A 20,273-nucleotide genomic window follows, 5' to 3' on the forward strand; every position below is an offset into this window, starting at 1 on the left:
CGAAACCTCTTCGCGTTTCGCGATTGCGACGCTTCAACTCGCGGGCGACGAGACCTACCACGCGGTGAGCGACGCGCTCATGAAACTCAAGCCAAGCCCAGAGGAAGCCGTTTTGCGGCGGTTGGCGGATTCGTTTGACCTTGATGCGGATGCGGTCTTTGCCCGGATGGAAACTGATGCGGTGAGCGAGGTGATCGCCGACAACCGCGCGTTGGCGCAGCGGATGAGCATCAACGGAACGCCCACCTTTGTCGTGGAAGACCAGTTGGTCAGGGGATATATGCCGCTCGATGGCATGATCGAGATCGTGGACGAGGTGCGCGGTCGTTGAACTGAAATGAAGCTGCTTCTTGGTATCGTGGTGCTGCTCGGGCCCGGCGTGGCCATGGCAGAGACGGATTTCCGGGCCTTGACGGACACGGAGCGGTATATTCTGGGCGCGGAAATTCGCGAGGTCATCCTTGAAAACCCAAGCCTTGTCAGTGGCTTGTCCCTCACCCTTCAATCGCCGTACCCGGCCCCCGCTTACGAAGAGGAAATCGCCGCCGATCACGCGTTGATCGCCCGGCACGCGGATGCGCTTTTCGATGACGACCTGCCGGGGTTCGGGAACCCGACGGCGGACAACATCATTACGCTCTTCACCGCCGAAGATTGCCCCCCCTGCGCAGAGGCCGAGCGTGATTTGCGTTATTTATCCGAATCTTACGAACTGAAGGTCATGTTGATAGACCGGGACGCACATGGTGATCTTGCCGATGCGCTGGAGGTTGGCGAGTTGCCCTTTTACGTCATGCCGCGCATGATGATTCAGGGTCACATGCCCGCGCCAGTCCTGGCCGGATATCTCGAAAAAGGGACCGGCCAGTAAGGCACCGCACGGTCGGGTTAACAGTGATCTTTCAACGCAAAACCGGGGGTGATCTCCGGCTGCCGCCCGGCTGACATGCGTGCACCGCCCCGTTGCGGCAAAGCCATGAAGGGAACCGGTTAACGCCCCGCGCGCATCATGATTCGCCCGACGCCTCGATCTGGGCAGCGCGCTTTTCGACCAGTTCGACGATATGGTCGATCATGCCCTCGTTGCCCTGCTTGTGATCCTGCTTGCCCGCGAGGTAGACCATGCCCGACCCGGCCCCCCCGCCGGTAAAGCCGACATCGGTCATCAGCGCCTCGCCCGGGCCGTTGACGACGCAGCCAATGATCGAAAGGCTCATCGGGGTGTGGATATGGGCGAGCCGTTTTTCCAGTTCCTCGACCGTCTTGATCACGTCGAACCCCTGCCGCGCGCAGGAGGGACAGGAAATGATATTGACCCCACGATGGCGCAGGCCCAGCGACTTGAGGATCTCGAAGCCGACCTTGACCTCTTCGACCGGATCGGCCGAGAGCGACACCCGCAACGTGTCGCCGATGCCCATCCAGAGAAGCTGCCCCAGGCCGATCGCGCTCTTGATCGTGCCGGAGGTCAACCCTCCCGCCTCGGTGATGCCGAGGTGAATGGGGGCGTCGGTGGCCTCGGCCAGTTGTTGATAGGCGGCGGCCGACATGAACACGTCGGAGGCTTTCACGCTGATCTTGAACTCGTGGAAATCGTGGTCTTGCAGGATGCGGATATGATCGAGCCCGCTTTCGACCATCGCGTCGGGGCAAGGCTCACCGTATTTTTCCAGCAGGTGCTTTTCGAGGCTACCGGCATTCACGCCGATGCGGATCGAACAGCCATGATCGCGGGCGGCGGAAATCACCTCGCGCACGCGCTCGGGTGAGCCGATATTTCCGGGATTGATGCGCAGACAGGCAGCCCCGGCCTCCGCCGCCTCGATGGCGCGGCGATAATGGAAATGAATGTCGGCGACGATCGGCACCGGGCTTTCGCGGGTGATTTCACGCAGCGCCCTTGACGATGCCTCGTCGGGCACCGAGACCCGCACGATATCGGCCCCCGCCTCGGCGGCGGCCTGCACCTGCGCGATGGTGGCCGCGACATCGGTGGTGGGCGTGTTGGTCATGGTCTGGACGGCGATCGGCGCATCGCCCCCGACCGGCACCGGGCCGACATGGATCTGGCGGCTTTGGCGGCGATAGATGTTGCGCCACGGACGGACGTGATTGAGGGTCATGTGCGTTTCCCGGTCGCGATTGCTTTCACGGGTTAGATAGTCCCCATGCCCGCCCGCTGCAATGCGGCGGATCAGTCCGTCTCGCGGGTCACTTCGCCGGCCCGCAATTCGCCGGCCTGCACCTCTTCGGATTGTGCATCACCGGATTGTGCCTCGCCGGATTCCGACTCGGCCAGTGCGATGACCTTGGCCAATTCGGGATCCCGGCTGAGATCGGCGGGTTCGAAGCTGGCCATAAGCTCATCGCGGGCGATGGGCAGGCGGCGCACGGTCGAGGTGCCGCTACCGGCGGGACCGAAGAGTTCGCCGTCGATCTCGAAGTAGAGCGAACCGGACATACCAGCCTGAAGCGTGGGAGCTTCGACGTTTTCGGGAAGCTTGTACTCCTCGCCCGCTTCGAGGATCTTTTCGAAGATGACCGAACCATCACCGGCGCGGATGCGTACCCATGCCGGGCGCACGGCAAACAGCATCACGCCTTTTTCCTCCTCGGCGACGACCTGGGGCACGGCAGGTTCGGACGGCTCTGTGGTCGCCTCCACGCTGACCGTCTCGGGTTCCAAGAAACTTCCGGTGGCGCCCGGATCGAGCGACGAGATCGGCCCGTCGCGTGACACCATGACCGGCATATCAAGCGCCTCGGGGCGATAGAGCCGGTCGAGCGACTGCGACGGTGGCGTGAAATCACCGGTGCTGGAACGCGACGCGGTCACGACGTCCTCGTTATCGGACACGGCGACCACACCCGCGAGCGGGTCGAGATCCGCCAGGACGTTCGGGGTCTGATCGACCGGTGCGACCTGCACGCGCTGCACCTCGTTCAGGATGGTCCAACCGCCGAAACCCAGCGCTCCGACCAGCGCCACCAGCACGAGGAGCGAACCGACGGCACGCGGTTCGATCCGTGAAAACACGCTCTCCCCGGCCGGATAAAAGCCGAGTCCGGACCCCAGAACCGGATCGTGGGCATTCCGGCCGGACCCTGCGCGGCGCGGCTCGGCCGGCGCGTCGGATTTTCGGATCGTCGAGGCCGCGGCCGACATGCCGTGCGCCGTGGTGAAACCGGATTCCTCGCAGAAGGCCGCGAATGCCTTGTCGGGGTCCATGCCGAGATAGCGCGCGTATGAACGCACGTAACCGGCGATGAAGCCGGGCGTGTCGAAGGCCGAGGGATCGGCGTTTTCTATGGCGGCGATATAGGCGGCCTTTATTCGCAGTTCGCGTTGGACATCCAGAAGGGATTTGCCCATCGTGGCGCGCTCGCCGCGCATCAGGTCGCCAAGGCGTGTGTCGTAATCGTCGAACCCCTTGGGTTCAACCACATCGTCCTGCGCTTCGCGCCTGAATCTGCGACCGATCACATTCCTGCCCCTGCTTGCGTAGCGAATCGAGACAGGGTCGCCCCGACTCGTTCACTCTCAATTACATATCCATAGCACAGCACAAGAAAAATTGCATATGTGGCCATGGCTCAGGCTGAAAGTTCGGCACGATTCAGCGCACAATGCGCCCAAAGTTCGTCCATCGCGCGGATCAGGCTGTCGATTTCATTCCGACCGTGCACCGGCGACGGCGTGAAGCGAAGCCGTTCGGTGCCGCGCGGCACGGTGGGGAAATTGATCGGCTGCACGTAGATGCCGAACTGATCCAGAAGCATGTCGGACAGTTGCTTGGTATGGACCGGGTCGCCGACGATCACCGGGACGATATGGCTTCCATGGTCGATGATCGGCAGGCCCAACCCCTTGAGGCGCAGCTTGAGCGCCTTGGCCTGTTCCTGGTGACGGTCGCGCAGGGCCTGGCCTTGCGATGTCTTGAGGTAGGCCACGGAGGCCGCGGCCCCGGCGGCAATGGAGGGGGCCAGCGAGGTGGTGAAGATGAAGCCCGGCGCGTAGGAGCGGATCGCGTCGCACATTTTCGCGCTGGCCGCGATATAGCCGCCCATCACGCCATAGGCCTTGGCCAGCGTGCCGTTGATGATGTCGATGCGATGGGCAAGGCGGTCGCGTTCGCTCACGCCCGCCCCGCGCGGGCCATACATGCCCACGGCATGGACCTCGTCGATATAGGTAAGGGCGCCGAATTCGTCGGCGAGATCGCAAATCGCCTCGATGGGGCCGAAGTCGCCATCCATCGAATAGACCGATTCGAAGGCGATCAGCTTGGGCGCAGACGGATCGTCGGCGGCCAGCAATTCGCGCAGATGCGCCACGTCGTTATGGCGGAAGATGCGCTTGGCCCCGCCATTGCGGCGCACGCCCTCGATCATGCTGGCATGGTTCAGTTCGTCGGAATAGATGATCAGCCCCGGAAAGAGCTTGGGCAGGGTCGAAAGCGTCGCGTCATTGGCGATATAGGCAGATGTGAACAGCAGCGCCGCCTCTTTCCGGTGCAGGTCGGCCAGTTCGGCCTCGAGCCGTTTGTGATAGACGGTTGTGCCGGAAATGTTGCGCGTGCCACCCGAACCCGCGCCGGTGGCCTCGATCGCCTCGTGCATGGCCGACAGGACCGCCGGATTCTGGCCCATGCCGAGATAGTCGTTCCCGCACCAGACGGTAACCGGCTGCTCGCTGCCATCCGGGCGGCGCCACATGGCATGGGGGAAATTGCCGTTCTGGCGCTCGATGTCGATGAAGGTGCGATAGCGCCCCTCTTCGTGCAGGTTGTTGAGGCACCGATCCAGTTGAGCCATGTAGTCCACGCGACGTCCCCTCTCATTCATCCCGGCATGGGGCCTTTTGGCCCATTTTTCCGGGGGCGGGCCGCGGCCCTGTTCGCATCCTGCCCGTTATTCTAACCATTGAGGCACCTTCAAGAAAGAATACAAATTGCCGCTCCCCGGGACTTTGACCGAAGTCAAGTTCTGCGCTCCATGTCGTGCTGGACACCGTGGGCGCGGCTGTTACTCTCCGCCGCGACACGCATTCGCACAATCCAAGGAGCCCGACCATGTCACTCGATGCCGTCCTGGCCCGGATCGATTCAGATCTGCCCGCCGCCACCGACCGCCTGATGGAGCTTCTGCGGATTCAGTCCATCTCGACCGATCCGGCCTACAAGGCGGAGTGTGACAAGGCCGCCGACTGGCTGGTTGCGGACCTGCAAAGCCTTGGTGTGAAAGCGGAAAAACGCCCCACCACGGGCCATCCGATGGTCGTGGGCCATGTCGAGGGCGACGGGCCGCACCTGCTTTTCTATGGGCATTACGACGTGCAACCGGTCGATCCGCTGGAGTTGTGGGATCGCGACCCGTTCGATCCGGCCGTGGAAGAGACCGAAGCGGGCCGGGTCATTCGCGGGCGCGGGGCGGCGGATGACAAGGGCCAGCTCATGACCTTTGTCGAAGCCTGCCGCGCATGGAAGGCGGTGCATGGCAGCCTGCCCTGCCAGATCACGTTTTTCCTTGAGGGCGAGGAAGAGTCGGGCTCGCCGTCGCTGGTCCCGTTCATGGAGGCGAATCGCGACGAGTTGAAGGCCGACATTGCGCTGATTTGCGACACCGGCATGTTCGAGAGCCGCGTGCCCGCGATCACGACCATGCTGCGCGGGCTCCTGGGCGAGGATTTCACCATCACCGGGCCGAGCCGAGATTTGCACTCGGGCATGTATGGCGGCATCGCGATGAACCCGATCCGGGTGCTGACGAAAATCATCGCCGGGCTGCATGACGACACCGGGCGCATCACCCTGCCCGGCTTTTATGACGGCGTGCCCGAGCTTTCGGATGACATCCTGAGCCAGTGGCAGGGGCTGGGTTTCGATCACGCGAAATTTCTCGGCGATGTCGGGCTGAAGGAGCCCGCGGGCGAACAGGACCGCACGCCGCTGGAAATGATCTGGTCACGGCCCACCTGCGACGTGAACGGCATCTGGGGCGGATATACCGGGGACGGGTTCAAGACCGTTCTGCCATCGAAGGCCAGCGCCAAGATCAGTTTCCGCCTTGTCGGCACGCAGGACCCGGACGCGATCCGCAAGAGCTTTCGCGCCTATCTCGAAGGGCAGTTGCCCGAGGGGTTCAGCGTGGAGTACCGCACGGAGAAAGGCGCGCCGGCGTCGCAGATGTCGATCGATGATCCTGCCTTTGAAAAGGCCCGCCGGGCACTTTCTGACGAATGGCCCGACACGGCGGCCTATATCGGCTGTGGCGGGTCGATCCCGATCGCGGGCTATTTCAAGACGATCACCGAAATGGATTCGATGCTGATCGGCTTTGGCAAGGATGACGACCAGATCCACAGCCCGAACGAGAAATACGACATGGAGAGTTTCCACAAGGGCACACGCAGCTGGGCACGGGTTCTTGATGCGCTGACCAGGTGAGGCTTGGGGCAAGACTCCCCGATTGGCTTATTTCCGCCCAAGGCGCTTGCGGCCCGGGCATGCGCCGGGTCGTATCTGTGCGCAAATCGATTTTCGCCGAAAAACAGACTTTTTACGCGCCGTTCTTGAGGATCTGGTCCATGGTCATGGCGGGCTGGTCGCAGCCCGCCTCGCCCACGATCCGCGCGGGCACACCCGCCACGGTCTTGCAGGGCGGCACCTCGGTCAGCACGACCGAACCGGCCGCGATGCGCGAGCAATCGCCAACCCGGATATTGCCCAGAACCTTGGCGCCTGCACCAATCAGAACGCCGTTGCCGATCTTGGGGTGGCGGTCCTGATCGTCCTTGCCGGTCCCGCCAAGCGTGACGGAATGCAGCAGCGAGACATTGTCGCCCACCACCGCGGTTTCACCGATGACGATCGAATGGGCGTGGTCGATCATGATGCCCTTGCCGATCCGCGCGGCCGGGTGGATGTCGATGGAAAACACCTCGGAGACGCGCATCTGGAGAAAGAGTGCAAGATCCGTGCGGCCCTCGTTCCACAGCCAATGCGCCACGCGATAGGCCTGCACCGCAAGAAAGCCCTTGAAAAACAGCAAGGGCTGAAGGAATCGGTGGCAGGCGGGATCGCGATCGTAAACCGCCGCGATATCGGCGCGCGCATCGGTGGCGAGAGACGGATCGGAGGAATAGGCCTCGTCGCAGATTTCGCGCAGGATCTGGGCCGACATCTCGCCCGAAGTCAGCTTGAGAGAGATCCGGTAAGCCAGCGCCCGTTCGAGTGAACCGTGGTAGATCACGCTGGAATGGACAAGCCCGCCCAGAAGCGGCTCGTCCCGGACGGCCTGTTCGGCCTCCTCGACGATGCGGGCCCAGACCGGATCGAGCTCGGCCAGTTTGGTGCGGGTTTTTGCCATCTGCGTCCTGTCCTTTGCTTTACCCAGCTTATATCACATAGGGTGGCAGTGCCAAACGCAAAGCCGTGAGGATGCAGATCACGATGGATGACACCAAAATCACCCGGTTCCGCGCCCTCATAGAAGCGCAGCTTGCCGATCTCGAGGAAGAGAACGCGCTCGGGCGCGAGGGTCAGGGGGTGGTGACGCTCGACCAGCAATCGGTCGGGCGGCTGAGCCGGATGGACGCGTTGCAGAATCAGGCGATGGCCAAGGCCACGCAGGTCCGGCGCGATGCGCTGGAGCGCCGGTTGCGGGCCGCGCTCAAACGCATCGACGAGGGCGAATTCGGCTATTGCGAGGATTGCGGCGACGAAATTGCGCCCAAGCGGCTCGAACTCGACCCCGGCGTGACACGCTGCATCTCCTGCGCATCGGGTTGAAGGGTCAAAGCGTGACTGTCAGCGTTGCGAAGGCCCCGGCGCCATAAATGGCCGAGACCTGGGCCACGGCAAGGTCGGTCGCGCCGCTGGCCCCGTCGGTGGATTGTTTGGCCGCCGCATAGGTCCATTCGGGCGCGCTCACCTGCTCTTCGCGCAGGATCGCGCCGCCCTGTATCACCCGCACCACATAGCTTTCGCGTTCCTCGCCCAGCGGCACGTCGATCCCGTCCCAACTGTCGCCACCGATCCGCGTGCGCCGCACCCAGCGCAGGTTCATATCTCCGCTCGCATCCTGCGTCGCGCGCAGATGCACCGGGCTGAGCGGTTTCAACCCGACGCCGGAAAATGCCGCGACCTGATGAACATAGGACGGGTCGGTATAGGCCCGCCGCGCCGGGCCGATCCGGTAGTGCCGGGCCCGGTTGCGTTGCGACAGCGCGAGGCCGACCTGACCGGGCACCCCGTCCATGAGAACGAAATACGACCCCGCCGGCCAGACCTCGGGTTGCCAGGCGTCGCTGCCCAGTTGCCCGCGCAAACGGTGGCGCAGCATATATGTATTCTCGCCGACAAGCTCGGCATCGCGGAACTGGAAAAGTTCCCAGTTTTCGGCGCTGCCATCGCCGATCGCGGCCAGGTTCGCACCGTTCAGCAGCGCCAGATCATCCACCGATTCAAGTTGTCCCGACGTGAGCTCGACCAGAAGCCCCTCGCCACGGTCGATCAATCCCGGTCGCGCCGCGAGAAGCGGTGCGCGGGTGATCCCGACCGTGGCCCGCGCCGCGACGATCCTGTCGAGCGCGTAGTTGCTGTCGCTGTCCGAGGCGTGGACCGCGACCGAGCCGGGCCAGGGATCGGCGGTGATCGCCAGGTGGGGCGCATGGGGCTCTTCCGCGCCACTCATCAACGGCAGGTCGAGAAAGAGCGGGAACACCGGCACCGGCGGCACGAACTCGCCAAGCTGCACGCCATCGTCGGCAATGTCGGAGGGTTGATAGGTTTCCGGCTCGATCCGAACCGCCTCGACGATCTGCGACGCGCCAAGCTCGACCCGGTCCACGCGCAAGAGATCGCCGCCCTCATCGCTGTCGAGCCTGAGCACATCGCCCGGCCCGATATCGAGCCGCGAGGGCGGCAGCGCAAAACGCAACCCGTCTCGCGCGACCCGCGCTTCGGAGAGCCAGCGCTCGACCACCTGCCGCCCCTCGGCGCGGGTGAGGGCAATGGGCAGTTCGCTGCCGGCCACCGCATGGGTTGCCGCGTCGGGCAGCACCGCCTCCTCGGCCAGCACGTCGAAATTCGCATCCGCCTGCACGAAACGCAGCCGCACCCGCCCGACCAGTTCGGCCTCGGCGGCGCGGCTGCGCTCGATCCGGCCCTCGATCTCGTCATGGGCCACAAGGGTCGCCGCGTCCTGCGCCCGGTCCTCGACCCCGTCGCGCATCACGAAGCGCAAGACTCCATCGCGCTCGACCGCGTCGAAGCCATGCGCGAGCATCAAAGGTTGCAACGCCGCGCGCGCATCGCCCACATCGGGCACCGTATAGCCGCGCACCACCCCGCGCAGGCTTGAGACGTCGATATCATGCAGCCCGGCGCGCGCGCAGATCTCCTCGACCACCGAAGCGAGCGCCCGCGCCGAAACCCGCCCCGTGATCCAGTGCCCGCGTGCATAATTGGCAGCATCGGTCCAGAGCCCGTCATTCCCCGGAAAGAACGGATAGGGCCGCGCATCCCAGGCCCAGACATGGGCGCGCGACATGTCCACCATCGGCCCGCCGTATTCGGGACTGACAGGGTTGTTGGCCGGATCGTTCCAGAACCGCGTCATCGCGCGCAGATACTGCATCTGGATGAATTCATCGCGCCGCCCGTTCGAATGATAGGGGATCGCCGATTCCGACGATTTCGGATCGAGAAACTTGTTGGGCTGATTGGTGCCCTTGTCGATCGCCGCACAGCCGAGCTCGGTGAACCAGATCGGTTTCGACATCGGCACCCAGTCGGTCGGCTCTTCCTGCCGCACTCCGCCGATTCGCTCGTGATGGGCAAAACGCCACCAGTTGGCGATGTCCTTCACCCGCCAGATCCATGGCTCGTCATGCGCGCCATCGGTGATGGTTGTACGGATCTGCGCCACGCGGGCCTCGGGCGAGTGGTAATACCAGTCATAGCCCTCACCGCCCATCACGTTCGATTGCAGGTAGTCCAGATCATGGATCGCAGGCCAGTCCTGCGCATCGCGGTGATCCTGCCCGTCGCGCCAATCCGAGAGCGGCATGTAATTGTCGATACCGATAAAGTCGGTATTGTCATCCGCCCAAAGCGGATCGAGGTGGAAATAGCGATCACCACCGGGTGCATTATAGCCGAAATATTCCGACCAGTCGGCGGCATAGCTGATTTTCGTGTCCGGTCCCAGGATCGCGCGGCACTCGGCGGCCAGATCGCGCAGCGCCTGCACTGCCGGAAAGCTCCCCACCCCCATGATCTGCGTCAGCCCGCGCATTTCCGATCCGATGCAGAACGCATCGACCCCGCCCGCCGCCGCACAAAGCGCGGCCTGGTGCAGGATGAAGCGGCGATAGCGCCACTCGGACGGGCCGGAATAGGTGACGGTACCGTCCGCAATGGCAAAATCCGAAGCCTGCGCCGTGCCGAAGAAATCGGCCACTTCCGCCTCGGCCTGCGTTGTGCCGTCCGGGCTGCCCGCGACCCCCGGGGCGAGCGACGTGGTGATCCGCCCCCGCCACGGCAGAACCGGCTGGCCCTCTTCGCCGCTATAGGGATCGGTCAGCGTGTTGTCCGCAAGCTGGTCCATCAGGATAAAGGGATAGTACACGACCGCCTGACCGGCGGCATTCAAGGCCTCGATTGCCTCGATCACCGAGGCATCGGCAGGCGTGCCGCCGTAAATCGGACGGTCGTCGTTATCGCGCGCCACCACCCATGCGCTGGCACGGGTCTCCCCTGCGACCCTCCAGGGCATTTCGGCACCGTCGAACTCGGCCTGTTCGACCTTGGGTCGGATCGTGCAGTCTCCACAGCGCAGATCGTCCCCGAACCAACTCACGATGAGCGAGGTAGAACCGCAATTCGGCAATTCCGTGCTCAGGCGCTCGACCGAAACCGCGAAATCCGCCTTGCCCGCAGGTGTGTTCACATTGGCCAGCACCGATTTTCCCACCCCGTGCGAGAAATGCACCGGCGTCGTGGCCAAGGCATACTCCCCCGATCCGGGCATCATCGCCACGGCACGGATGGCATGGGCCATGTCTTCCTCGGCGTCGGAAAGCCCCGGTTGGGCCGGGCGCGTGACCTCGAAGGTGAATTGCGGCACCCGGTTGCCGAACTGTGCAAGCTGGAGATCCTCGATCACGACATAGGCCGTGCCGCGATAGGCGGGGACCTGTCCTGCCCCCTCGACCGCCTCCATCTTCGCGTCCGGCAACTGGTCGCGCGTGCCGCGATGAACCCGCAGGTTCAGGTCATCCGGCGCAATCTCGGTCCCGTCGGCCCAGATACGGCCCACGCCGGTTATCTCGCCCTCGCAAAGCGCGATCGCCAGCGAGACCGAATAGGAATAGTCGCGCCGCTCGGGCTGACGCGGGGCACCCTTGCCGCCACCCGTGACCCTCACGCTCTCGGAAAATTGCGTGGACCAGATCACATGGCCCGAAACCTGAATCCGGCCATAGACCTGCGCGATGGGGTCGCCCTCGCCCGCACCAGTGAGGCGAAATCGCTCGATCCGCCCGGTCTCCACCGCGTCCGAGCCTGCGCCCATCACGCGCTGGTCGATCACCCGGCCCAGCGCAGCGCCGGCGAAACGGCCCACCGCGACCGAAGACAGGCCCAGGACCGTGCCCCCGATCGAGCCGCCAATCGCCGCCCCGGCAGCGGAAAGTAGTATCGTCGCCATCAGTTGGCCTCCTTGGGAAATCTGAACCGCGCCGCGATCCGGCGCCGCCACGGGGTGCTGAGCGGGCTTTCGACCACCCCGTGCCCGGCATAGGAATGAATGAACGTCGCGCTCGTGCCGATGCGCGCGGCAAGCCCAAGATGCTTGGCGACCGACCCGGCGCGCATCCGAAAGAGAATCACGTCGCCCGGCGCCTCATAGGTCAGCGACACCTCGCGAAGGTGCCGCCGCGCGGCCTGCCATAACCGCTCGTCGCCCTGCGGCTCGGCCCAGTCCATCGAATAGGGTGGCACCGCTTCCGGCTCCCGGCCCAGAACCTCGCGCCAGACCCCGCGCAAAAGCCCGAGGCAATCGCACCCCGCCCCCCTGACGGCAGCCTGATGCCGATAGGGCGTGCCGATCCAGCCGCGTGCCGCGCGCACCATGTCGTCGCCTTTGCTCATCTCCGGCTGCCTCCGGCCAATTGCCCGGATTGCCCCGGCTGCACCATCAGCCAGCTTTCGCCGGGCAGGTCGGGAAAGCCCTGGAAATTGAGCAGGTTGTTGAACTTGAGTCGACAGGTCGCCATCCGCTTGTCACATCCCGCCACAAGGCGGATCATGTCGCCCGGCGCGATCCCGTCGCGCATCGGGTGCCAGAGCTCGATCACGCGCGGACCGCTGTCGATCACGTCGCGCTTGATGATCCCGCGCAGCCCTGCGCTCGCACCGCTCAGCCCCTCCAGCACGCCGTGCGCGAACCATCCCGGCTCGAACCCCGGCAGCACGTCAAAGACGAACCGGCTCCCCTCCTCGACCGCCTCGACCGGCAATTCGGCAAAGTACCCCGGCGTCGTCACGTCGAACCCGCAGGCCGCATCGCCCAGAACCGCGGTGCAAGGCTTCTGATAGACCCGCCCCACCGGCCGATTGAGCACCGCCGCCAGCCCGCGCAGTTCGGCCCGGAATGCACCGCCCGCGCGTTTCAACTCGCCGATCGTGCCACGAAACATCAACTGGCGCGCACTCACATCGGCCCAGTTCACCCGCCAGGCCCGCACTTCGGCCCCGTCGAAACGGCCGGCCTCGATATCGGCCTCGGTCACGGCGGCATCCGACAGCGCGCCCAGCGCCTCGGTATTGTCCACCGAAAGGCCGGTGGATTGCTGAAGCGCCATGGCGGACAACCCTGTATCGGCCTTGAACGCGATCCCCTCGAAGCTCAGCCCCGCATCATGGTCGGTAAAGCCGAAGGTCACGCCATCGGACCGGGTGATGGCCCAGGCATGGCACACCGTCGTCACGCCGCTTTGCAGATGGGCGCGCAGCCCTTCGTTGAACGCCATCAGACCCGCACCTCCACCACCGGAACGCTGGGCACGTCGCCCGCCCGGAACGAAGCCACGTTGGTCATGATCCGGTCGGTGTCGAACCGCACCGGTACGTCGAACTCGAAGCCCGCGGTGATGCGCATCCCCTTGTTGACGGGATGGGTGAAGGTAACGAACCCCGTCGTCTCATCGACTTCGTAATGCACGCCCTCCTGCTGTTCCTCGCCCTCGATGCCCACGCGCACGCTGCCCTTGACCGGCTTGGAAATGGGGCGAACATAGGTGAACGCACCCGAGCGATAGGTTTTCTTCAGCTGAAACGCCACCGTCACCTCGTCGCCCACCGCGATCTGCTGATCGGTATAGGCGGGCGCGGCGCTGGCCTTGCAGGATTTGAAATCCGACCAGTCCTTCCAGCGAAAGCCATACATCTGCCCACGCCGCGCCTCGAAGAACGCGATCAGCGTCTCGATATCGTCGAGCGAGCGCATCGACACCCCCGCGTCATAGCGCCGGCGCGCATGCGCCCAGGGCGTGTTGCGCTCCTCGAATCCGTTGGCCAGCGTCACGACATCGGTGCGCCGCTCCGGGCCGCCCACCGAGCCGAAGCTCAGGTTGGCGGGAAATCTCACCTCGTGGAAATTCATCACTTGCCCCCTACCGGTTGCGCTGGCCGCGGGCGATCGCCCGGCCCATCTGTGCGGCGATCTGCGCCTCGCTGCGCCGGAAACTGCCCGCGTCAGGCGTGGTGATGTTCATCACCACCTGGACAGGCCGCCCGCCCCCTTCCGTGCGCACCCCAAGCTTGCCATCGGACCCGCGCGCCAGCGGCATGATCGCCTCCGGTCCCGCCTCGCCCATAAGCCCGGTGCCGCCACGCATCGGGAAATAGGTCGGCCCGCCGACCACGCCCCCATTGGCAAATGGCATCACCCGGCCCTGGCTGAACGGCGCGCCCTCGGCAAAGGGAAAGAGCCCGCCCATCAGGCTGCCGACGCCTTGCGCGAGCAGCCCGCCGACATGATCCGTCACCGGCTTGACGGCGGCATTATAGGTCGCGTTGATCATCGAGCGCGCCACCGTGTCGAGCGCATCCGAAAGCTTCGCCCCGTCCAGCAACACCCCGTCAAAGGCCCGCCGCAATCCCCGGCTCAGGCCCCGTTCAAGCGCCGCCACGTCCTGTCCGGTCTGGGCCATCGTGCCGCGAATGCGCTGCAACTCGACCTCGAACCCGGCGGCCACGCCGGTCGCGTCGCCCAGCGACCGTTCCAGCGCGTCCACCTGCGTTTCAAGCGCGTCCAGCCCGTCAATCTCTGCCATCGTCTCTCTCTCCTCGTTCGTCGGGAAAGGCGCGGAGCAACTCGTCCAGCCGCGCCCGCCCCAGCGGTGCCGCACCCCGTTCGGGTCCCAGCAGGAATTGCAACTCGGCCGGGGTCAGCGCCCAGAATTCCGCCGGTCTGAGGCCAAGGCACCGCATTCCGGCGCGCATCAGCGCGGGCCAGTCGAACCCCGCCACCGGCTCAGCCCGCCTCGGGCAGCGTGAAGGCCCGCGCCAGCAGTTCCGCCGCCACCCGCGCCGCCGCCATCGGCCCGCCCGCGATCTCGGCCTGCACCAGGTCGGCGGCACTGCCCTGCCAGCCGCCGCCCCGCAGCCCCGCCACGATAAGCGCCAGCACATCGCGGCTCGAAAACGCCCCACCTTCGAACCGCTCGACAAGCTCGATCAGCGTGCCGCTCTCCAGTCCCGCCTCCAGCTCGGCCAGCGCCCCCAGCGTCAGCTTGAGCACATGACGCTCGCCGTCGATGACAAGCGCCACCTCGCCGCTCCACGGGTTCGCCATCACACCACCGCCGTGAAGTTCAGCGCCCCCGCCGAGGCGAGCGACAATTCATAACTCGCCTCGCCGTCATGGCTGCCGGCATAGTCGAGGCCGGTGACCTGAAACGGCCCCTCGACCACGCCGAAATCGGGAATGACCACCTGGAAGTCCGGGGTTTCACCGTCAAAGAAGATCTGCCGTGCCCGCGCATCGCTGTCGGCGTCCTTGAAGACGCCCGAGCCCGAGATCGAGGCCGATTTTACGCCCGCCCCGGCCAGCAACTCGCGCCAGCCGCCCTGGGATTCGAGGCTCGTCACGTCCACGCTCTCGGCGTTGAAGCTCACCCGCGTCGCGCGCAGCCCCGCCACCGTTCCGAACTGACCGTCCCCGGTCAGGTCCACCTTGATCAACAGGTCCTTGCCATTCTGGGCCGCCATGTGATGTCTCCATTCGTGTCAAAGTAAAATTTCAGTCGTCCTGCACCCGGGCGCGAAACCAGAGGTCGATCCGCCGCCGGGCACCGCTGCCCTCGCGCCGCGCCAGCGCGCGCTCGAAGTTGAGATAGACAAGCCGCCCGCGCGCCAGCGCGAGGTCTGCATCAACCAGCGCATCGCTGACCGCCGCCGCCACGTCCTTGGCCGCCTGGAACCCGGCGCTGTCGGTCACCACCGACACGGTGATCCGGTGCAGCGCGCCATGGCCGGTCTGGTCCGACCGGTCGCGGGTGAGTTCCGGGCCAAGCGTCACATAAGTGCCGGGCAAGGCGCCCGCGGGCGCCGCATCGAACACCGCGTCATTCACCAGTGCCGCCAGCGCGGCATCATCGCGCAACGCGTCGTACACCGCCGCCTGAAGGGCGGCCGCCACGCCATAGCTCATGCCGCCACCTCCTCATCCGCGTAACAGACAAGGTAACGCGCCGCGGCGTCACGCTCGGTCACGGCAAGGATGCGAAAGATCCGTCCTCCCTCGCGCAGCCGCTGCTCGGGGCGCGGGCGCGTGCTGTGACCCTCCGGCGCGGCGCGCACCGTGATGCGATAGCCCACCGTGGCCAGCGCCACCGCACCGCCATCCTTCTCGCGCCCGGTGCGTGCCCGGACCTCGGCCCAAAGCTCGCCCAGCGCCACCCAGCTCTCGGCAAAGCCACCGGCCCCGTCCGCCACCCGCTCGGGCGTCTCCAGAACCAGCCTGCGGTTGAGGTGAACCCCGCTCATGCCGCACCTCCCGCAAAAAGCCGCACCGTGCGATACCGCTCGATGAGCGAGGTAACGCCGAACGGCATGCACCCGTCGCCCAGCGATGTCTCGTGGCGGTATTCATAGTAATGCGCCGCCAGAAGCAGCACCGCCTGCGCCAGGTCCGAAGGCAGATCACCCCAGCCCGCGCCGAACCCCGCGACGAAACCGATCCGCGCCGATCCGCCCGTGGGAACATTGGGCAAGAGCGTGCCAACCGGGCGCAGCCGCGGGCGCTGCATGTCCCGGTCGAGCCGGTAAAGCGCGGGGTCCACAACCTCCTCGGCCTCGCCCCGGTCTACCAGCACCAGCTCCGTGATCGCGCTCACCGGCGCCACCGGCAGGGCCTGACCCGCCTGGTCGCGCCATTGGGTCAGCACCCAGGAAAAGCCGCGCTCGATCAATATTTTGCCGGTTCGCGCCTCGATGGCCGCAATGGCCGCGCGCAGGAAACTCTCCAGCACCGCATCCTGCAGGCTGTCCTCGGCAAAGCCCGAGCCCAGCCGCAGATGCGCCTTGAATTCCTCCACCGGCAAGGCCGCCGGAGGCACAGCGGTTTCTTCGATCAACATCATGGATACACTCCGAAAATTCCGGCCCCTTCCGGGGGAAATGCGGCGCACGGGGCCCGCGTTGCTCGGACGGAGGGGAGCAGCCGGCCAACGCCTGTCCCGACCCCGCGCGCCCGGGGGCGGGCCACCCCGCCCCCGATCCGCCGCCCTTAGGAGGTGGCGAATCTCAAAAGCTTGATCGCCGCGAAATCGCTCACATCACCGCCCACGCGCTTGGTGGCGTAAAAGAGCACATGCGGCTTGGCGCTGAACGGATCGCGCAGGATGCGCAGATCCGGGCGCTCGGCCACGGTGTAACCGGCCTCGAAATCGCCGAACGCGATGGCATCCGCACCGCTGTCGATATCGGGCATGTCCTCGGCAATGAGCACGCGGTAGCCCAAAAGGCGCGCAGGCTCACCCGCGGCCAGGCCATCGGACCACAGGAACCGCCCGTCATTGTCCTTGAGCTTGCGCACCGCGCCGGCGGTCTTGGAATTCATCACGAAGGTGCCGTTGGCGCGGTATTGCGCGCCCAGCGCGTAAACCAGGTCGATGATCGCCTCGCCACCGTCGAAATCGCCATCCACGCCGGTCGGCACGTAACCGAGGTTGCCCCAGCTCCAGCTGTCATTCGCCACGACGGCATGGGTCAGGAACCCCGTGGGCTTGTCCACGCCATCGCCGCTCACGAAGGCCGCCGCCTCGGCGCGGGCGAACTTGTCGGCAATCCGGCCGGCCAGCCAGCCCTCGATGTCGAATGCGCTGTCATCGAGCAGGCGTTGCGACGCCTTGGGCAGGGCCGACAATTCATGCAGCGGAATTGTGATCCGGTCGATTGCGGGCGTTGCGGTCTCGCTCGCCGTGCCGGTCTCCGTGGCCCAGCCCGCGCCGACGTCCGAATGGTCGACCAGCACGTCATAAGACGTGGCCTCGACATTGACGACATTGGCCACCGCCCGGATCGACGCGGTCGATTCCAGAACGCTGCGGATCTGCGCCGCGGTCTGCGGATCGACAAGGTAGCCGCCATCGCTCGCCACCGCGCTGCTCATCGCCTTGCCTTCAAGTTCGAGCCCGCGCAGCCCGTCATCATCGCCCGAGCGCAGATAGGCATCGAACGCCTTCTTGTGCGGCGCGTCGAGATCGGCCGAAACGGCCAGCGCGGGACGTGCCGCGATATGGGATTTTCGATCAAGCATGGTCAGTCGCTCTTCCTGCTGTTGAAACCTTGTATGAATATCGTCCTTGAAGTCCCTGAACTCGCTCAGAAAGCCAGTCACGGCAGACTTCATCTCGGCCATCGGAGACACCTCTCCTCCGGCCCGAGCCTTGGTCTCGGGTTCACGCATCGCGTTTTCCTTCGTCTCTTGTTTGTCCCAGCGCGTCAGTCGCGCGCCAACTCGCGGGCAGCCGTGTCGAACACCGCCGCCAATTCGCGCCAGGTCTCGGCCTCGGGGCGCTCGCCCTTGGCCCCCACCCGCGCACTGGGCAGCATCGGGAAGGTCACAAGCGACACCTCCCAAAGCTCCAGTTCCTTGAGGAGTCGCAGCCCCGTGTCACCTTTCCGCGCCCTGAGCGTTCGATAGCCGATCGAGAGCCCGTCAATCGCCCCGGCCGCGATCAGCGCCGCCGCCTCGCGCGCGCGGCCCACCGCGTCGAGAAGCCGCCCCTTGACGTAGAGCCCCCGGCCATCCTCGCGCACTTCATCCCAGATCCCGATCGGCTGCGCCGGGTCATGCTGCCAGAGCATCTTGACCCGCCGCCCCTCGCCCGCCAGCCGCTTGAGGCTTGCCGCATAGGCGCCCGCTTCCACCACGTCGCCACCCTGGTCGCGCGCTCCGAACAGGCTCGCATAACCCTCGATCACCGCGCCACCGCTCTCGGCTTGCGTCACGCTCAGCGCCCCGTCAAACCGGCAGAATTTCTTCTCCAGCCCACTCATTTCCACAATATCCATCGCTCTCTCCATCCTCGTCCCCCTCACGGCGCCGCCGCGAGGATCGACTGGAACGCCTGCCCAAGGATCACGGCAACCACGCCGTAAACCGCCAGCCACAAACGCTTTTCCAGCCGCTCGATCATCTCTTCGAGTTTTTCCAGCCGACGCACCAACCCGTCATGCTGAAGTCGTGCAACCCGCTCATGCGCCTCAAGCCGCAGCGCGGGCGCGCAATCGAACGCCTCGAACCCGTATCTGCGCTCGTCCTCAATCATCCATCTCGCCCTCGGCGCTCACCGGCAGGCCCAGAAGGCGGCGCTTTTCCGCCATGCTCAGGAAATCGGCCTCGGCCACGCGCCGCCATTGCGCATCGCGTTCGGCCGACAGGGCGCTCACCTGGTCGAGATCGGGCTTGAGGGCGAGCCGCTCACCGCTGAAATCTCCCAGCCACGCAATCAGCGCCGCCGCCACCCGCTGAGCCATCGGCAGCACGGTCAGGCGGTAAAACGCCCGGTTGGCCTCCTGGTAATTGGCATAGGTCGCGTCGCCCGGAATGCCCAAGAGCATCGGCGGCACCCCGAAGGCCAGCGCGATCTCGCGCGCGGCGGCCTCCTTGGTTTTCTGGAATTCCATGTCCGACGGGCTGAACCCCATCGGCTTCCAGTCGAGCCCGCCTTCGAGAAGCATCGGCCGCCCGGCATTGCGCGCGCCCTGGTGGTGGCTTTCCATTTCCGACACCAGCCGGTCATATTGATCCGTGCTCAAGCTGCCCTGCCCCTCGGCCCCGCGATAGACAATCGCCCCTGACGGTCGGGCGGCATTGTCGAGAAGCGCCTTGGACCAGCGCGAGGCGCTGTTGTGCACATCCACCGCCTGCGCCGCCGCCTGCATCGGCGACAGGCCATAATGGTCGTCCTGCGGATGGAAACTCTTGATATGGCAGATCGGCGACGGCCCCTCACCCACGGCAAAGCGATGCTTGCGCCCGCCGACGGCGTATTCATACCCCACCGGCCAGCCATCGACACCGGGAATGAGGCTCATCCGGTCCGAGCGCAGCACGTAAAGCTCCACCGGAACCGCACCCTCGGCGCCCACCGCCTCGAGATAGGCATTCCCGGTCAGCAGAAGCTGCGCATAAAGCGCCTCCAGAAACTCGCCCGCGCCCTGCGTCGGGTTGGGCCGCCGCATCAGGCCCAGCACCGGGTGCGTGTCGAACCGCGTCTCGCGATCCTCAAGCACCAGCGGCAGCGCGGCGGCGGCCTCGGCGATGAGCTTGACACAGCGAAACCCCACAGGGTTGCCGGCAAACCCGGTCCGGGTGAGCGTGACCATGTCACGCGGGCTCCACGCCACCCGGCCCGCCCCGGGCCAGGCCATCACCGGCCCCGCCGCACTGGCCTTGGCCTCGGGGGCCTCTGGCTCGCGCGCCTTGAAGAAGTCAAATACCGCCATCCGGCTCTCCTCGATTTCTCATTTTTGCCAATGCCTTGACACCGGCTCTTCATGCGATCCGGGGCTTGACCCGGCTTGTCGTGGATCATGTCGCGAAAAGTTTAAGAACCGCTAACGGCACCGTGCGCTGCTCCTTTCCGTCTTTGCAACAGAGGGCAGCGCCCGTCCCGGGGTGGGCGTGAAGCGCCCGCCCATGGGGCGGGGCGGGCGCTGCCCGGCGGTGCCCGTCGGGCGGAACCTCTCGTGAGG

The 20,273-nt window shown here is 65.5% G+C and carries 23 protein-coding genes; 4 read left to right on the plus strand and 19 right to left on the minus strand.

The window, feature by feature from the left end; all coding sequences use genetic code 11:
- Together ACESL9_RS11765 and ACESL9_RS11770 are read left to right on the plus strand one after the other, a co-directional pair.
- A partial coding sequence (locus ACESL9_RS11765; protein WP_372674852.1) for a DsbA family protein occupies positions 1–331 on the plus strand: 331 nt, incomplete at its 5' end.
- 6 nt (positions 332–337) lie between these two features.
- Complete coding sequence (locus ACESL9_RS11770) at positions 338–871, plus strand: hypothetical protein (RefSeq protein WP_372674853.1); 534 nt, start codon at positions 338–340, stop codon at positions 869–871.
- Between the two features lie 136 nt (positions 872–1,007).
- Here the strand turns inward: ACESL9_RS11770 and ispG are convergent, their stop codons facing one another.
- From ispG to hemA, 3 genes are all read right to left on the minus strand, one after another.
- Complete coding sequence (gene ispG / locus ACESL9_RS11775; protein WP_372613374.1) at positions 1,008–2,123, minus strand: flavodoxin-dependent (E)-4-hydroxy-3-methylbut-2-enyl-diphosphate synthase; 1,116 nt, start codon at positions 2,121–2,123, stop codon at positions 1,008–1,010.
- A gap of 71 nt (positions 2,124–2,194) precedes the next feature.
- Entirely contained in the window at positions 2,195–3,484 is a 1,290-nt protein-coding gene (locus ACESL9_RS11780; protein WP_372613372.1) for a helix-turn-helix domain-containing protein, read from the minus strand.
- Between the two features lie 110 nt (positions 3,485–3,594).
- On the minus strand, positions 3,595–4,824 hold the full coding sequence (gene hemA, locus ACESL9_RS11785) for a 5-aminolevulinate synthase (RefSeq protein WP_372613370.1): 1,230 nt from the start codon (positions 4,822–4,824) through the stop codon (positions 3,595–3,597).
- 248 nt (positions 4,825–5,072) lie between these two features.
- On the opposite strand from hemA, the gene ACESL9_RS11790 reads away from it, so the two are divergent.
- On the plus strand, positions 5,073–6,446 hold the full coding sequence (locus tag ACESL9_RS11790; protein WP_372613368.1) for a M20/M25/M40 family metallo-hydrolase: 1,374 nt from the start codon (positions 5,073–5,075) through the stop codon (positions 6,444–6,446).
- 112 nt (positions 6,447–6,558) lie between these two features.
- Here the strand turns inward: ACESL9_RS11790 and cysE are convergent, their stop codons facing one another.
- A complete protein-coding gene (cysE, locus tag ACESL9_RS11795; protein WP_372613366.1) occupies positions 6,559–7,368 on the minus strand; it encodes a serine O-acetyltransferase in 810 nt (269 codons plus the stop codon).
- Between the two features lie 83 nt (positions 7,369–7,451).
- On the opposite strand from cysE, the gene ACESL9_RS11800 reads away from it, so the two are divergent.
- On the plus strand, positions 7,452–7,790 hold the full coding sequence (locus ACESL9_RS11800; protein ID WP_372613364.1) for a TraR/DksA family transcriptional regulator: 339 nt from the start codon (positions 7,452–7,454) through the stop codon (positions 7,788–7,790).
- Between the two features lie 4 nt (positions 7,791–7,794).
- Here the strand turns inward: ACESL9_RS11800 and ACESL9_RS11805 are convergent, their stop codons facing one another.
- The 15 genes from ACESL9_RS11805 to ACESL9_RS11875 form a co-directional block, all read right to left on the minus strand.
- A complete protein-coding gene (locus ACESL9_RS11805; RefSeq protein ID WP_372674854.1) occupies positions 7,795–11,712 on the minus strand; it encodes a glycoside hydrolase/phage tail family protein in 3,918 nt (1,305 codons plus the stop codon).
- Entirely contained in the window at positions 11,712–12,155 is a 444-nt protein-coding gene (locus ACESL9_RS11810; RefSeq protein WP_372674855.1) for an NlpC/P60 family protein, read from the minus strand. Before ACESL9_RS11810 ends, ACESL9_RS11805 begins: the two co-directional genes overlap by 1 nt.
- Entirely contained in the window at positions 12,152–13,036 is an 885-nt protein-coding gene (locus ACESL9_RS11815) for a DUF2163 domain-containing protein (RefSeq protein WP_372613359.1), read from the minus strand. Before ACESL9_RS11815 ends, ACESL9_RS11810 begins: the two co-directional genes overlap by 4 nt.
- Positions 13,036–13,668, minus strand: coding sequence for a TIGR02217 family protein (locus ACESL9_RS11820; RefSeq protein ID WP_372613357.1), 633 nt, complete (start codon positions 13,666–13,668; stop codon positions 13,036–13,038). Before ACESL9_RS11820 ends, ACESL9_RS11815 begins: the two co-directional genes overlap by 1 nt.
- Positions 13,669–13,678: 10 nt before the next feature.
- Complete coding sequence (locus ACESL9_RS11825) at positions 13,679–14,341, minus strand: phage tail tape measure protein (RefSeq protein WP_372613355.1); 663 nt, start codon at positions 14,339–14,341, stop codon at positions 13,679–13,681.
- Positions 14,328–14,537, minus strand: coding sequence for a rcc01693 family protein (locus ACESL9_RS11830; RefSeq protein WP_372613353.1), 210 nt, complete (start codon positions 14,535–14,537; stop codon positions 14,328–14,330). Before ACESL9_RS11830 ends, ACESL9_RS11825 begins: the two co-directional genes overlap by 14 nt.
- Before the next feature lie 4 nt (positions 14,538–14,541).
- Complete coding sequence (locus ACESL9_RS11835; protein ID WP_372613351.1) at positions 14,542–14,862, minus strand: gene transfer agent family protein; 321 nt, start codon at positions 14,860–14,862, stop codon at positions 14,542–14,544.
- Positions 14,862–15,278, minus strand: a complete 417-nt coding sequence (locus ACESL9_RS11840) for a phage major tail protein, TP901-1 family (protein ID WP_372613349.1) — start codon at positions 15,276–15,278, stop codon at positions 14,862–14,864. The genes ACESL9_RS11835 and ACESL9_RS11840 overlap by 1 nt, the downstream gene beginning before the upstream one ends.
- Before the next feature lie 31 nt (positions 15,279–15,309).
- Entirely contained in the window at positions 15,310–15,720 is a 411-nt protein-coding gene (locus tag ACESL9_RS11845; protein WP_372674856.1) for a DUF3168 domain-containing protein, read from the minus strand.
- Positions 15,717–16,055, minus strand: a complete 339-nt coding sequence (locus ACESL9_RS11850; RefSeq protein WP_372613345.1) for a head-tail adaptor protein — start codon at positions 16,053–16,055, stop codon at positions 15,717–15,719. Before ACESL9_RS11850 ends, ACESL9_RS11845 begins: the two co-directional genes overlap by 4 nt.
- Complete coding sequence (locus tag ACESL9_RS11855; RefSeq protein WP_372613343.1) at positions 16,052–16,651, minus strand: head-tail connector protein; 600 nt, start codon at positions 16,649–16,651, stop codon at positions 16,052–16,054. Before ACESL9_RS11855 ends, ACESL9_RS11850 begins: the two co-directional genes overlap by 4 nt.
- A gap of 146 nt (positions 16,652–16,797) precedes the next feature.
- On the minus strand, positions 16,798–17,979 hold the full coding sequence (locus ACESL9_RS11860) for a phage major capsid protein (RefSeq protein ID WP_372613342.1): 1,182 nt from the start codon (positions 17,977–17,979) through the stop codon (positions 16,798–16,800).
- Positions 17,980–18,014: 35 nt separating this feature from the next.
- Positions 18,015–18,587, minus strand: coding sequence for an HK97 family phage prohead protease (locus ACESL9_RS11865; RefSeq protein WP_372613340.1), 573 nt, complete (start codon positions 18,585–18,587; stop codon positions 18,015–18,017).
- A gap of 23 nt (positions 18,588–18,610) precedes the next feature.
- On the minus strand, positions 18,611–18,844 hold the full coding sequence (locus ACESL9_RS11870; RefSeq protein WP_306006237.1) for a hypothetical protein: 234 nt from the start codon (positions 18,842–18,844) through the stop codon (positions 18,611–18,613).
- Complete coding sequence (locus tag ACESL9_RS11875) at positions 18,837–20,024, minus strand: phage portal protein (RefSeq protein ID WP_372613338.1); 1,188 nt, start codon at positions 20,022–20,024, stop codon at positions 18,837–18,839. The genes ACESL9_RS11870 and ACESL9_RS11875 overlap by 8 nt, the downstream gene beginning before the upstream one ends.
- Between the last annotated feature and the right edge of the window lie 249 nt (positions 20,025–20,273).

Source organism: Aquicoccus sp., assembly GCF_041686535.1.
Classification (GTDB): domain Bacteria; phylum Pseudomonadota; class Alphaproteobacteria; order Rhodobacterales; family Rhodobacteraceae; genus Aquicoccus.